General features: G+C 64.1%; 16 protein-coding genes. 15 read left to right on the forward strand and 1 reads right to left on the reverse strand.

The window, feature by feature from the left end:
- Positions 1-17 precede the first annotated feature (17 nt).
- The 15 genes from G454_RS0106830 (at position 18) to holA (ending at position 13,201) form a co-directional block, all read left to right on the forward strand.
- Positions 18-1,175 (forward strand): NAD(P)/FAD-dependent oxidoreductase, encoded by a 1,158-nt coding sequence (locus G454_RS0106830; protein ID WP_027718024.1) that lies wholly within the window; start codon positions 18-20, stop codon positions 1,173-1,175.
- Positions 1,176-1,180: 5 nt separating this feature from the next.
- On the forward strand, positions 1,181-1,420 hold the full coding sequence (locus tag G454_RS0106835; RefSeq protein ID WP_027718025.1) for a hypothetical protein: 240 nt from the start codon (positions 1,181-1,183) through the stop codon (positions 1,418-1,420).
- Between the two features lie 28 nt (positions 1,421-1,448).
- Positions 1,449-1,862 carry a 4Fe-4S binding protein gene (locus G454_RS18090; RefSeq protein ID WP_035107256.1) on the forward strand — a complete coding sequence of 138 codons (414 nt, stop codon included), beginning with the start codon at positions 1,449-1,451 and terminating at the stop codon, positions 1,860-1,862.
- Positions 1,843-3,657, forward strand: a complete 1,815-nt coding sequence (locus tag G454_RS18095; RefSeq protein ID WP_035107232.1) for an aldehyde ferredoxin oxidoreductase family protein — start codon at positions 1,843-1,845, stop codon at positions 3,655-3,657. Before G454_RS18090 ends, G454_RS18095 begins: the two co-directional genes overlap by 20 nt.
- 153 nt (positions 3,658-3,810) lie before the next feature.
- A complete protein-coding gene (locus G454_RS0106850) occupies positions 3,811-5,544 on the forward strand; it encodes an aldehyde ferredoxin oxidoreductase family protein (protein ID WP_035107235.1) in 1,734 nt (577 codons plus the stop codon).
- A 76-nt stretch (positions 5,545-5,620) separates the two neighbouring features.
- Entirely contained in the window at positions 5,621-5,860 is a 240-nt protein-coding gene (locus tag G454_RS0106855; protein ID WP_027718027.1) for a MoaD/ThiS family protein, read from the forward strand.
- An 18-nt stretch (positions 5,861-5,878) separates the two neighbouring features.
- Complete coding sequence (locus G454_RS0106860; RefSeq protein ID WP_035107259.1) at positions 5,879-6,157, forward strand: MoaD/ThiS family protein; 279 nt, start codon at positions 5,879-5,881, stop codon at positions 6,155-6,157.
- A 126-nt stretch (positions 6,158-6,283) separates the two neighbouring features.
- A complete protein-coding gene (locus G454_RS0106865) occupies positions 6,284-7,516 on the forward strand; it encodes a molybdopterin molybdotransferase MoeA (protein WP_027718029.1) in 1,233 nt (410 codons plus the stop codon).
- On the forward strand, positions 7,492-9,435 hold the full coding sequence (locus G454_RS0106870; RefSeq protein ID WP_027718030.1) for a molybdopterin biosynthesis protein: 1,944 nt from the start codon (positions 7,492-7,494) through the stop codon (positions 9,433-9,435). Before G454_RS0106865 ends, G454_RS0106870 begins: the two co-directional genes overlap by 25 nt.
- Entirely contained in the window at positions 9,420-10,430 is a 1,011-nt protein-coding gene (gene moaA / locus G454_RS0106875; protein WP_245574343.1) for a GTP 3',8-cyclase MoaA, read from the forward strand. The genes G454_RS0106870 and moaA overlap by 16 nt, the downstream gene beginning before the upstream one ends.
- Positions 10,431-10,435: 5 nt before the next feature.
- Positions 10,436-10,927, forward strand: coding sequence for a cyclic pyranopterin monophosphate synthase MoaC (gene moaC / locus G454_RS0106880; RefSeq protein ID WP_027718032.1), 492 nt, complete (start codon positions 10,436-10,438; stop codon positions 10,925-10,927).
- Complete coding sequence (locus G454_RS0106885; RefSeq protein ID WP_027718033.1) at positions 10,918-11,355, forward strand: MOSC domain-containing protein; 438 nt, start codon at positions 10,918-10,920, stop codon at positions 11,353-11,355. The genes moaC and G454_RS0106885 overlap by 10 nt, the downstream gene beginning before the upstream one ends.
- A 20-nt stretch (positions 11,356-11,375) precedes the next feature.
- Positions 11,376-11,879, forward strand: coding sequence for a molybdopterin-guanine dinucleotide biosynthesis protein B (gene mobB, locus G454_RS18100; protein WP_051276016.1), 504 nt, complete (start codon positions 11,376-11,378; stop codon positions 11,877-11,879).
- Positions 11,860-12,165, forward strand: coding sequence for an MTH1187 family thiamine-binding protein (locus G454_RS0106895; protein WP_027718034.1), 306 nt, complete (start codon positions 11,860-11,862; stop codon positions 12,163-12,165). The genes mobB and G454_RS0106895 overlap by 20 nt, the downstream gene beginning before the upstream one ends.
- 22 nt (positions 12,166-12,187) lie before the next feature.
- Positions 12,188-13,201 (forward strand): DNA polymerase III subunit delta, encoded by a 1,014-nt coding sequence (holA, locus tag G454_RS0106900; protein WP_027718035.1) that lies wholly within the window; start codon positions 12,188-12,190, stop codon positions 13,199-13,201.
- On the opposite strand, the gene G454_RS0106905 is transcribed toward holA, so the two are convergent.
- Positions 13,198-13,805: MBL fold metallo-hydrolase (locus G454_RS0106905; protein WP_027718036.1), on the reverse strand; the 608-nt coding region annotated here is incomplete at its 5' end. The genes holA and G454_RS0106905 overlap by 4 nt on opposite strands.

Consider the following 13,805-nt stretch of genomic DNA (forward strand, 5'->3'; position numbering starts at 1 on the left):
AAAGCAGGTGGTTTCCCGTGGCACGCACGGCAGAGGTGGTGATCATCGGCGGCGGCATTCACGGCTGCTCCATAGCCTACCACCTGGCGAAGTGCGGGGTAAAGAACGTGCTGGTGGTGGAAAAGGGCTTCCTGGCCAGCGGCGGGACGGGTCGCTCTGCCGCCGGCTTCCGCCATCAGTTCGGGACGGAAGTGAACATACGCCTGGCCGCGGCCAGCATTAAAAAGCTGGAAAGGCTTGCCGAGGAGTTGGATTACCCTTACGGCATTGAGCTGTTCCAGGGCGGTTACCTAATGCTGGCCTATTCCGCCTCCCAGCTGGAGCAGCTACGGAAAAACGCCTCCCTGCAAAACCGGCTGGTGAATGCCGGCACGCTGATCCTCTCCCCGCGGGAGATTGCCGAGTTGCTTCCCGGCCTTAACCTGGAGGGCGTGGTGGGAGGCTCGTTTAACCCCCGCGACGGTCACGCGAACCCCTTCCACGTGACCTATGCTTACGCCAGGGCGGCAAGGCGGCTGGGAGTGGAAATACAAACCTACACCGAGGTGGTGGAGATCCTCCACTCGACCAGCAGGGTCCTGGGGGTAAGAACCAGCCGGGGCGAGGTTATTTACGCGCCGGTGGTGGTTAACGCGGCAGGACCCCACGGCGGTGTTGTGGCCCGCATGGTAGGGGTGGACGTGCCGCTTTACCCCGAGCGCCACCAGATTCTGGTTACGGAGCCCGTGGAAATGTTTATCCCCTGCATGGTTATTTCCTTTACCCACGGTACCTACTTCAAGCAAACCCCTCACGGCAGCATTTTAATGGGCGTCGGTGATCCCGCTGGCGAGGTTAAAGATTTCAACCAGCGCTCTTCCTGGCAGTTCCTGGTCGATGTGGCCACCAAGATGACCTTTCACCTGCCCGCCCTGCGCCGCGCGCGGGTAATCCGGCAATGGGCGGGGCTTTACGATATGACGCCCGATTCCCAGGCCATTTTGGGTCCCGTGCCCGGCCTGGACGGGTTCTACCTGGACATCGGGTGGAGCGGCCACGGCTTCCAGTTGGGACCCATTGTCGGCCAGATCATGGCCGAGATGATCACCGGGCAGGAGCCTGCCGTGGACGTTTCATATTTCAGTATTGAGCGCTTTAAGACCGGCCAGCTGATACCCGAGCCGGCCTGCGTTTAAGGAGGTTGAGGGCCTTCCTCGTCAGGGTGAGGGCGGTGGGACAGCTCTCAAAAGTTTTGCCGCCAGGTCATGCTGAGGCTCTCCTGCAGTATGACCATGCGGTGCCCGTGCGGGAAATACTGGCCACCCTGAGGGTGGAGCACTTCCACCCCACCGTGCTGGTGGACGGGCGGCGCGTGGAGGTGGACGGGCTGATTTCCGGGGACTGCACCGTTTACCTGCTGTTGCCTGCGGCAGGCGGATGATATATTGGGAGAGGAGGTTTTGGAAACTTTGCGCCTTAAAGTTTTTCACGAGCGCTGTACGGGGTGCCGTACGTGTGAGATTTTTTGCTCCTGGGCCAATTTACAGGAGCTAAACCCCCGCAAGGCGGCCATAAGGATCCGCGCCTCCTTTCCGGTCCCGGGCCGCTATAGCGTGGTGGTCTGCGATCAGTGCGGCGCCTGCATAGACCTTTGCCCCGCGGGTGCCCTCGAGCGGCGGGGTGAAGTGGTGGTCCTGGACCGCGCAAAGTGCACCAACTGCGGGGCGTGCAGGGAGGGCTGCCCCAGCGGGGCGGTTTTTGCCCATCCCGACCTGCCCAGCCCCCTCAAGTGCGAGCTGTGCGGTGAGTGTGCCCGGGTGTGCGCTGCCGGGGCGCTGATCCTGGAAGGGGAGGTCGGTGCGGGTGTACGGGTATGCGGGTAGGATCCTGTACGTGAACTTAAGCGAGGGCACGTTTGCCGTAAAACCCCTGCCGGAAGAGCTGATTCGGGACTACATCGGCGGCAGGGGTTTTGTGGCCAGGCTGGTCTACGACGGTATTCCTCCGGGTGCCGACCCCCTGGGGCCTGCAAACCGGCTGGTGGTGGCCTCCGGCCCCCTGGCGGGTACCCTTGTCCCGGGGGGAGCAAAGGCGCACCTGGGAGCCAAGTCCCCGGCTACGGGGGGTTACGGGGACAGCAACGTGGGCGGCCACCTGGCGGCGGAAATGAAATACGCCGGCTACGATGCGGTGGTCATTGAAGGCCGTTTTAGCACCCCATGCTGCCTTGTCGTTGACGACGACCGGGTGGAAATCCTGCCGGCGGGCGAACTCTGGGGTCAAGGGGCCATTGCGGCGGAGGCTGCCCTGAAGGAAAAGCTGGGGGAAGATTTTCAAATCATGATCATCGGCCCCGCCGGGGAAAACAGGGTGAAGTATGCCTGCGTGAACCACGACTTCGGTCGGCAGGCGGGCCGCACCGGCATGGGAGCCGTGCTGGGCGCGAAAAACGTCAAGGCCGTGGCCTTCCGCGGTACGGGGTCGATCCGCGTGGCCCGGCCCGGAGAAATGGACGAGATTGCCAGGGCCATGCACCGCCACGCCCGGGAACACCCGGCATTTGGCGAGTGGCAGCGCTACGGGACGGCAGGGGTGACCAAGTGGGCCAATGAGATAGGCTGCTTCCCGACGCGCAATTTCTCCACATCATATTTTGAACAACACCAGCGGCTGCACGGGGAGGTTATGAGGGAGAGGATTGTCGTAGGCGATAAAGGGTGCTTCTGCTGCATTATGAACTGCGGCAAATACTCCCGCGTGCGCCTTGGTGGCCGGGAGGTGTACGTGGAAGGCCCCGAGTACGAGACGACGGCCTTAATTGGCGGCAACTTCGCTCTGGGATCCATTGAAGAGGTGGCCTACATGAACTACCTTTGCGATGATCTCGGCCTGGACACCATTTCTTTCGGCAACGTGGCCGGCTTTGTGGCCGAGTGCTTTGCCCGCGGCCTGCTCACCGCCCGCGACTTTGAGGGGCGGGAGATAAACTTCGGCGACCTGGAAGCCCTGGTTTACCTGGCGGAAATAATTGCCTACCGCCGGGGGATCGGTGACCTCCTGGCCGAAGGCGTCCTCCCCGTGGCCAGGCGCCTGGGCGGCCAGGCGCTGGACATAGCCATGCAGGTTAAGGGCCTAGAGATAAGCGGGTACGAGTCCAGGAATGCCGCGGCCATGTTGCTCAGCTACATGACCTGTGACATCGGGGCGCACCACAACCGCTCGTGGGCAGTCACCTACGACCTGGCTATGGGGCGCACGGGGACCGAGGGCAAGGCGGCACAGGTAATTGCCCTGCAGCACATCCGGCCGGTTTTTGACATGCTGGGGGTATGCCGGCTGTATTGGGTAGAGCTGGAAATGAGCCTGGATTATTACGCCCGCGCGTATTCAGCCCTCACGGGAAGGGAAGTGACCTGGGAAGAGCTTCTCAAGTGTGCGGAGCGCGTCTGGAACCTGACGCGGCTGTTCTGGTTCAGGGAGGTACCCGGTTTCGGCAGATCCTACGACCTCCCCCCGGCCAGGGTATACCGGGAGGAAACCCCTTCCGGCCCCAGCAAGGGTGCCCGGATCCCGCTGGAGGAGATCAACCACATGCTGGACGAATACTACCGCCTGCGGGGATGGGATGAAAACGGTCGCCCGACGCCGGAGAAGCTGCGCGAGCTGGGGTTGGTCTGACCATTGGTTAACCTGATATTTATTCCACCTATTGTTTGAGCGGCAATTATAATGTAAAATGGTACCAGGCAGGTTTGCAAAAGGCCGTACAATGCCGGCCCTTTCGAAAACCGCAAATTTCGTCGAGGCGGGCAAAATTAAAAGCAGGGGGGTATGCCAGTGTCCAAGTTCTTGCGGGTGAACACCGCGACCCGGGAAGTGAAGTTCGAGGAGGTGCCGGAAAAGTACCTGATCCTTGGAGGCCGGGCCCTGACTTCCCAGCTGGTTTTTGATGAAGTTCCTCCCACCTGCAACCCTCTCGGCCCCTTTAACAAGCTCGTCATTGCGCCGGGAATGCTCTCCGGCACCAATGCGCCGTCGTCGGGACGCATGTCGGTGGGAGGGAAGAGCCCCCTCACCGGCGGGATCAAGGAGGCCAATGCCGGCGGCATTGCCTCCCAGAAGCTGGCCAATTTGGGTATTAAGGCCATCATCCTCGAAGGAAAGCCCCAGGGGAACGACTGGTATCTTTTGAAGGTTACGCCTGCGGGGGCAGAGTTAATCCCGGCCAACGACCTGGCCGGCAAGGGCACCTACGAGGTCACGGCCATCTGCCGCGAGCGCTACGGCCCGAAAGTGGCCGTGATTACCATTGGCCCTGCCGGTGAGATGCTCCTGCCGGCTGCCGGTGTCACCAATAACGATAGCGATGGCAACAGCAGCCGCTACGCCGGGCGGGGAGGCCTGGGGGCGGTCATGGGTTCCAAGAAAATTAAGGCCATTGTGGTGGACAGCCCCACCACTTTTGACGCCCCCCTCAAGGAAGCGGAGAGGTTCAAGGCCGCGGCCAGGAAGTTCACGCAGATTCTCCAGGAGCACCCCGTGACCAGCAAGGGCCTGCCCAACTACGGCACCAACGTGCTCATGAACATCATCAACGAAGCGGGAGCCCTGCCCACAAGGAACTTCCATTTCGGGCGCTTTGAGAGGGCTGCCGAGGTGAGCGGCGAGAAGCTGGCGGAAATTGCCGTGGCCCGCGGCGGGAAGGCCACCCACCCCTGCCACCCCGGCTGCGTCATGCGCTGCTCCAACATCTATCCTCTGCCCAACGGCAAAGTTTGCGCGCCCATTGAATATGAATCTGCCTGGGCCCTCGGCCCCAACCTGGAGATCGACAGCCTGGACGTCATTGGCCAGCTGAACTACCTGTGCAACGACTACGGCCTGGACACCATTGAAACCGGGGTGACGCTGGGCGTTTTAATGGAGGCCGGCGTGATACCCTTTGGCGACGGCGAGGCAGCCATTAAGGCCCTTGAGGAAGTGGCCAGGGGCACGCCCCTGGGCAGGATTATCGGCAGCGGTGCGGCTACGGCCGGGCGGGTTTACGGCGTGACCCACGTGCCCGTGGTCAAGGGCCAGGGCCTGCCAGCCTATGACCCGCGCGGCTGCAAGGGTATTGGCGTTACCTACGCCACCTCTCCCATGGGCGCCGACCACACCGCCGGCTACGCGGTAACGGCCAACATCCTCAAGGTGGGCGGCTACGTGGACCCGCACAAGCCGGAGGGGCAGGTGGAGCTTTCCCGGGACCTGCAGGTTGCCACGGCCTTCCTGGACAGCACGGGGTTCTGCCTCTTCGTGGCCTTTGCCGTGCTGGACAACCCTGAGGGCATGCCCACCATCTGCGATTTGATCAGCGCCAAGTACGGCATCAGCTTTACCGTGGACGATGCCCTTGAGCTGGGCAAGCGGGTGCTGAAGGCGGAAAGGGAATTTAACCTTAAAGCCGGTTTCACGAGCGCCGACGACCGCCTGCCGGAATTCTTCAAGCTGGAGCAGCTGCCTCCGCACAACACGGTTTTTGACGTCCGCGACGAGGACCTGGACCAGGTGTTTAACTTCTAAAGCCATGACAGCTGGCGGGGCAAGGCACCCCGGCACCGGGGTGCCTTGCCACTTTGACCGGTGGGAGGTGTGCCTTTTGCGCCTGGAGGTGCGCGTGTTCAGCGGGCTGGAAAAATACATTCCCGGAGCCCGGTTTGGCCAGGCTATAGAAGTGGAGCGCCCTGAGGGAACAACCCTGGCCGACCTTGTGGACAGCCTGGGCATCCCGCGTGACCAGGTTTTTGCCGCCCTGGTCAACGGGCGCCATGCTCCCCTGGACAGGGTGCTGCAGCCCGGCGATCGCGTTTCCCTCTTCCCGCCGGTGGGAGGAGGGTAGAAAAGGGAGGTGCGGGCGGTGGCCAGAGTTGAGCTGCGCGCTTTCGGTTCCTTGATGAACATATTTTCCGCGCGCGGCTGGACCTTCCCCGCCGAAGTGGAAATTTTCCCCGGTGAAACTCCCGGGACCCTTATGGAGCGGCTGGGAATACCCCCGGAAGAAGTAGAGGCGGTTTTTGTCAACGGGCGGGTGGAAAGGAAAGACTGCCCCCTGCAGGACGGTGACCGGGTGGCCTTTGTCCCCGCGGGAATACCCTCCGTGCACCGGGTGATGCTGGGTTTTTACGGCAAAAGGTAAAGGCTGCCTTCCTGCCCGCAAACACCCTCGGGGTGTTTTTGTTGTGCCCGGAAGGTTAAGGGGGAACGGCGGAGAAATTTCTAATTAGCACTACCGTAAAGCGCAGCTTTTTGGAGAGGGAAGTCAATGAAGGAGCTGTTTTGGGCCGTAACGGTAAGGGAAGCGCGGGAGGCAATCTTGAAGAACATAAAGCACTACCCCGGCACGGAGGAGGTACCGCTTTTATCCGCCCTGGGGAGGTGCCTGGCCCGTGACGTGGTAGCCGCCGAGGACGTGCCGGGCTTTGACCGCTCCACGGTGGACGGGTATGCCGTGCGGGCGCGCGACACCTTTGGGGCGTCCGAGGGGCTGCCCGCCTATCTGGAGGTAAGCGGGGAGGTGCTCATGGGCCGGGCGCCGGGCGGCGCGGTGGGCCCGGGCCGGGCATATAAAATTGCCACGGGGGGCATGCTGCCTCCCGGTGCCGATGCCGTGGTCATGGTGGAGCACACCGAAGAGCTGGGCGCGGGGACCATAGGGGTGACCAGGCCGGTGGCGCCGGGGGAGAACGTCATCAGGCGCGGCGAGGACATTGCCGCGGGGAGCGTGGTCCTGCCGGCGGGTCATATCTTACGCCCCCAGGACCTGGGCATCCTGGCGGCGGTGGGGGTTACGGCCGTGGAAGTGCGCTTGCCCTGGCGGGTGGGCATCGTCTCCACCGGGGACGAGCTGGTCCTGCCGGGGGAGGTGCCCGCACCCGGCCAGGTGAGGGACATCAACTCCTACTCCCTGTACGGGGCGGTGAAGGCCTGCGGCGGCGAGCCGCACCTTTACGGCATTGTGCGGGACGACCTGGAGGAAATGCGGGCCTGCCTGGCCGGGGCCCTTCGTGAAGCGGACATGGTTTTGTTGTCCGGGGGGAGTTCCGTGGGCACCCGCGACGTGGCCGCGCAGGCCATAGCCGGGCTGGGCGAGCCGGGGGTGCTCTTTCACGGCCTCTCGCTAAAGCCGGGCAAACCCACCATTGGGGCGGTGGTAAACGGCAAGCCCGTCTTTGGATTACCCGGCCACCCGGCCTCGGCCCTGGTCGTCTTTGAGCTGCTGGTGGCCCCTTTAATCCGGTGTGCGGGCTACCCTGGGGACAGCTTCTGGGAATTTCCCCTGCGGGCGCGCTTAACGCGTAACTTACGCTCTGCCCCCGGGCGGGAAGACTTCGTGCGGGTAAAGCTGAAGCTGGAGGGCGGCACGCTCTGGGCCGAGCCCGTTTTGGGCAAATCCGGCTTAATTTCCACCATGGTAAAGGCGGACGGCCTGGCCAGGATACCGGCCACAAAGGAAGGAGTAGAGGCGGGAGAATGGGTGGAAGTAAAGATGTTTTAAAGCGGGAAATCTACCTGGAAGACCTGCCCTGGGAAGAGGCCCTGGAGAAATATCTTGCGCACCTGGAAGGGGTGGGGGCAACAAAGCCCGGGCCGGCGGAAGTGGTGGCCGTAGAGGAGTCCCTGGGGCGGGTAACCGCCGCCCCGGTATACGCCCGCCTTTCCTCCCCCCACTACCACGCGGCGGCCATGGACGGCTTTGCCGTAAAGGCCTCCCTGACCTTTGGCGCCTCCGAGACCAGCCCCGTAAGGCTGGCGGTGGGCGGCGAAGCCGTGGCCGTCGACACGGGCGACCCCCTTCCCGCGGGCTGTGACGCCGTGATCATGATTGAAGACGCGCACTTCCCCTCCCCGGGGGTAATCGAGATCACCCACCCCGTATACCCCTGGCAGCACGTGCGGCCCATGGGCGAAGACATCGTGGCCACGGAAATGATCCTGCCGGCCCACCACCGCATCCGCCCCGTGGACCTGGGCGGGCTTCTGGCGGGAGGGGTAAGCGAAGTGGCCGTTTACCCCCGCCCGCGGGTGGCCATCCTGCCCACCGGCTCCGAAGTGGTAGAACCGGGCGGGGAGCTAAAGCCCGGCAGCGTCATAGAAACCAACAGCCGCGTCCTGGCCGGCCTGGTGGCGGAGTGGGGCGGCATCCCCTTACGCAAGGAGATCACCCCCGATGACTTTACCGCTTTAAGCCGCGCCGTGCGGGGCGCCTTAGAGGAAGCGGACCTGGTACTGGTCATTGCCGGCTCATCGGCCGGCAGCGAAGACTTTACCGCCAAAGTCATTGCTCACCTGGGGCGGGTCTTGGTGCACGGCGTGGCCACCAAGCCGGGGAAGCCGGTCATCCTGGGCGAAATCAACGCCAAGCCCGTCATCGGCGTGCCCGGCTACCCGGTATCGGCCTACCTGTGCGCCGAGCTGTTTATCAAGCCGCTGCTCTACCGCAAGGTAGGCCTGCTGCCCCCGGAGCGGCCCAAAGCGCAGGCCGTGCTTTCGCGCAAGCTGGTTTCCACCCTGGGCATCGAAGAATTCGTGCGCGTCAAGCTGGGTCAGGTGGGCGAAAAGATCATGGCCACGCCCATCTCCCGCGGCGCCGGCCTCACCACCTCCCTCATCAGGGCCGACGGCATCGTGCGCGTGCCCCGGCTGAGCGAAGGGTACGGCGCGGGCGAAACCGTAACGGTAGAGCTCCTGCGCCCCCTGGAAGAGATCCGGGAAACCACGGTCGTCATCGGCAGCCACGACCTGGCCCTGGACGTGCTGGGCAACTACCTGCGCCTGCTGCACCCCCGGGCCAGCCTCTCCAGCGCCCACGTGGGCAGCCTGGCGGGCCTGGGCGCCTTAAAGCGGGGCGAGGCCCATCTTGCCGGCACCCACCTTTTAGACGAAGAAACCGGCGAATACAACATCACCTACATCCGCCGCCTCCTGCCCGGCGTACCCGTAGTGCTGGTCAACCTCGTCTACCGGGAACAGGGCCTCATCGTGGCCAAAGGCAACCCCAAAGGCATCAAAGGCATAGCAGACCTTGCCCGTCCCGACGTCACCTTTGTCAACCGCCAGCGGGGGGCCGGCACACGGGTGCTGCTGGACTACTACCTGAAAAAGCTGGGGATAGACCCCGCGCAAATCAACGGCTACGAGCGCGAAGAATACACCCACATGGCCGTGGCCGCCGCCGTAGCCGGCGGGGCGGACGCCGGCCTGGGCATCCGCGCCGCCGCCCTGGCCCTCGGGCTGGACTTCATCCCCCTGGCCGAAGAACGCTACGACCTCTGCATCCCCAAGGCCTACTGGGACACCCCCTACATCCAGCGCCTCCTGGAAGCAATGCAGCACCCGGGCTTTCGGCGGGAGGTCGAGGCCCTGGGGGGCTACGACCTGCGGGACTGCGGCAAAATCATGTGGGAGCAGGGCTAGGGGTGGTGGACGGCATGGAAGACCGCTTCCAAAGGGAAATCAACTACCTGCGCGTCTCGGTCACCGACCGCTGCAACCTGCGCTGCCTCTACTGCATGCCCGCAGAGGGCGTACCGGCGGCTCCCCGGGAAGAGATCCTCACCCTGGAAGAGATAGCCCGCGTAGTGAGGGCCTCCACCAGGGCCGGGGTGAGGAAAGTGCGCCTCACGGGGGGAGAGCCCCTGGTGCGGCGCGGCATCGAACGCCTCGTGTACGCGATTGCCCGGATACCGGAAATCGACGACCTGGCCCTCACCACCAACGGGCTCCTGCTCCCCTCCATGGCCGCGCCCCTCAAAGAAGCGGGCCTGCGGCGGGTAAACATAAGCTTAGACAGCCTGCGCCCGGACCGCTACGCCTACATCACCCGCGGCGGCGACCTGAAAACCGCCTGGCAGGGAGTGGAGAAGGCCCTGGAACTGGGCCTGCACCCGGTAAAGCTCAACGCCGTGGTCGTGCGGGGATTTAACGACGACGAGATCCTGGACCTGGCCCGCCTCACCCTGGAGCGGCCCCTGCACGTGCGCTTCATCGAACTCATGCCCTTCGGGCACGCCGCGGCCATCTTTGCCGGCGGCTATGTGCCCGCCGCCGCCATAAAGGCGCAGATAGAAAGCGAGTTCGGCCCCCTGCAGGAAGTGCGCAAGCTCAAAGGGAGCGGCCCCGCCCGGTACTACCGCGCCGCCGGAGCGGCGGGAACCATCGGGTTCATCTCCGCGGTGGGCGACCACATCTGCCGCCGCTGCAACCGCCTGCGCCTCACCGCCTCCGGCTCCTTGCGGCCCTGCCTCTTCGGCGAGCACGAAATAGACTTAAAGGCGCTCCTGCGCCGCGGTGCGGGCGACGAAGAGCTGGCCGCCCTCATTGCCCGGGCCATAAAAGAAAAGCCTCCCGCCGGGCACATCCGCAGCCACCGGCCCGCGCGGGAAAAAGCCATGTCCCAGCTGGGAGGTTAGGTAACGTGGGCCGGCTCACCCACATAGACGAGCAGGGGAAGGCGCGCATGGTGGACGTGAGCGGGAAAGAAGTAACCTTACGGGAGGCGGTGGCCCGCGGGGAAGTGGTCATGCGGCCGGAAACCCTGCGTCTGATCACGGAAGGCGCTGCGGCCAAAGGCGACGTGCTGGGAGTGGCCCGCTTAGCCGGCATCATGGCCGCCAAAAAGACGGGTGACCTCATTCCCCTGGCGCACCCCCTGCCCATAACGGGCGTGTGGGTGGACTTTAAGCCCCGCCCGCCCGACAGGCTGGAAATACAGGCCAGGGTAAAGACCGCCGGCAGGACGGGGGTAGAAATGGAGGCCTTAACAGCCGTTTCCGTGGCCGCCCTGACCGTTTACGACATGTGCAAGGCCGCAGACCGGGCCATGACCATCCAAAACATCCGCCTGGTGGAAAAGAAAGGCGGCCAAAGCGGCTATTTCCGGCGGGAGGGGGAAGAGGAATGGGAGTGATCAGGGCCGTAAACATCAGCAAGGAAAAAGGGACGCGCAAGAAAAATATCGTTTCCGGCCTGCTGGTGGCCGGCCACGGGCTGGAAGGGGACGCCCACGCCGGCCCCGGGAACCGGCAGGTAAGCCTTTTGGCCTGGGAGAGCATCCAGAGGGCGCGCTCGCGAGGGCTGGACGTCGGGCCGGGCGACTTTGCCGAAAACCTCACCACCGAAGGGATCGACCTGGCCTCGCTTAGAGTGGGGACAAAGCTGGCCATTGGCCCGCAGGCCGTCGGTGAGGTGACCCAGATCGGCAAGGCCTGCCACGCGCCCTGCGAGATCCGCCGCTTGACCGGGGACTGCGTCATGCCGCGGGAGGGCATTTTCATCCGCGTGCTGGTGGGGGGCCCGGTGAAGGTGGGGGACCGCATCGAGGTGCTGGAAAGTTGAAGGAGGCACCTGTGCCGCCCATGGTGTGCTTTGTGGGTCCTTCCGGGGCCGGAAAGACCACCTTTCTGGAAAGGCTCATTGCCGAGCTTAGCCGGCGCGGCTACCGGGTAGGCACCATCAAGCACCACCGGGGCGATTTTGAGATAGACAGGCCGGGCAAGGACACCTGGCGTCACGCCCAGGCAGGAGCGCGGGCGGTGTGCATTTCCTCGCCGCGCAAGGTGGCCGTTATCAGGCAGGTGGAGGAGGACCTGGACCCCCTGGCGGTTGCCTCCCTGCTCGGCCCCGTGGACATCGTGCTGGCCGAGGGCTATAAGGAGGCGGATTTGCCGCAGGTGGAAGTATGCCGGCCCGGTGCCGGGCCGCTGGTGGGCAGGAAGGACCGGCTGGTGGCCGTGGTGGGCGGGGAAGCGGAGGGCCTGCCGGTGCCGCGCTTCAGCCCGGCAGAGGTGAGCGCGGTGGCCGATTTTCTCCAGCGAAAATTCTTGACGGGGAGGGATAGCGGTGGCTGTGGTGGAGGTTAGCGTGGTTCCCCTGGGGACGGGAAGCGCCAGCATCAGCAGCTATGTGGCCAGGTGCGTGGAGCTGCTGGAGGCGGAGGAAGGGCTGCGCTACCAGGTGACCCCCATGGGGACGGTCATAGAAGGCGACCTGGACCGCATCCTGGCGGTGGTGCGCCGCATGCACGAGGTGCCCTTCCGGGAAGGAGCCGCCCGGGTACTGACCACCCTGCGCATCGACGAGCGCCGCGACAGGCCCCTGACCATGGAGGGCAAGGTGGCGGCGGTAAAGGAAAAACTGGGCAGGTAGGCAAAAGGGGCGGTTGAGGGTAATGAAGTATTTCCTGGAGCTTTTAAAAGAGCTCGAGCAGGGGAATATTGCCCCGCTTTATCTTTTTTACGGGCCGGAGGTATACCTGCAGGAAAAGGCCGTGGAGAGGTTCCGCCAGCGCCTTTTAACCGCGGAGACGCAAGCTTTTAACTATGACTCCTGCGACGGAGAAGAGACGCCGGAAGAGGAGATCGTGCGGCGGGCCCAGGTACCACCTTTTCTGGCCGGCCGCCGGCTGGTGGTGGTGCGCCATGCGCCGTTCTTTGGCGGTTCCCAGCGCAAGGCTTCCCGGTCTTCTCCCCTGGGAGCCTACTTTTCCCGCCCCTCGCCCACCACGTGCCTGATCTTTACCACCTCCCATCCCGTCGACCTCAAGAGCCAGCTCTGTCAGTCCCTTCTCAGGCGCGGCCGGGCCGTGGAATTTACCTACCTGGGCAAGGCGGACCTGGTGCGCTGGCTGCAGAAGCAGGCCCGCCTGGCCGGCAAAGTAATCTCCCCGGAGGCGGCTGCGCTGCTTACGGAGCGCGCCGGGCCGGACCTGCTGCGGCTTTCCCAGGAGTTCCACAAGCTGCTTTCGTACGTGGGGGCAGAAAAGGAAATAAAGGAGGAACACGTTTCCACGCTCACGGTGCCCCTGCCGGAGGAAAGCATCTTTCGCGTGGTAGATGCCCTCGGCGAAAAGCGCTACCGGGAGGCCCTGGCGGGGATCAGGGACCTCCTGCAGGTGGGGCACCAGGCCCCGGCCATCCTGGCCATGGTGGCCCGGCAGTTCCGCCTCATCCTTTTGGCCAGGGAGCTAAAGGGGAAAAAAGAGCCCCCGGCGCGGGTGGCCGCACAGCTGGGCGTGCCTCCTTTTGTGGCCCGCAAGCTCATGGCCCAGGCGGAAAACTTTTCCCGCCAGCAGGCCGTAGCAGCCCTCTCCATGCTCTTGAGCGCCGATGAGGCCGTTAAAAAGGGCAGGATGGACTTTTTGGCGGCCATGGAAATGCTGGTCTTGAGGCTCTCGCTGGGCTAAGCAGGGCAAAAATTTTGCAGCAGCGAGTTAATAAGGTGAATTTTGCCGAAGTCTCCTGCCGTGAGGCTATACATGGCTCCCTCTTCCCCCAGCAATACGTCCCTGATTTCCTCCGGCTGCAGCCCTTCCCTTTTCAGGCGGCAGGCCTCTTTTGCCAGTTCCTCCCAGTAGGCTATTTTGGCGACCAGAGCCTTCTTGCCCTCCGTCACCACGCGCCCGGAGGCGCAGAAGATCACCTTGATGTCGTAGTCCAGCAGGCGGCGCAGGGAGGCAAGGATCTGGCCGGCGTCCTCATCGCGGCGCAGCACCTGCACATTCTCGGAGAGGAAGAGGTCGCCGCCAAACAGCCACCCCTCGTTTGGTTCCAAGAGGCAAATGTGGTCGTCGCTGTGGCCCGGAGTATGGAGAACCACGAACCGGTACCGCGGGGTGGCGAAGCTTTGGGGAATCGGCACCGCTTCCGACGCCGGCGGCAGCCCCCAGGCAAAGTGCTGGTAGGGGAGCAGGCGGGAAGTCCAGGTGGAGGGAGCGGTGATGCGCGGCACGGCCAGCGGGTGGGCAAGGGCCGGGCCGGTGCCGAACAGCTTCTGGAAGACGATATTGT

This window comes from Desulfovirgula thermocuniculi DSM 16036 (genome assembly GCF_000429345.1).
Taxonomy (GTDB): Bacteria; Bacillota; Desulfotomaculia; order Desulfotomaculales; family Desulfovirgulaceae; genus Desulfovirgula; species Desulfovirgula thermocuniculi.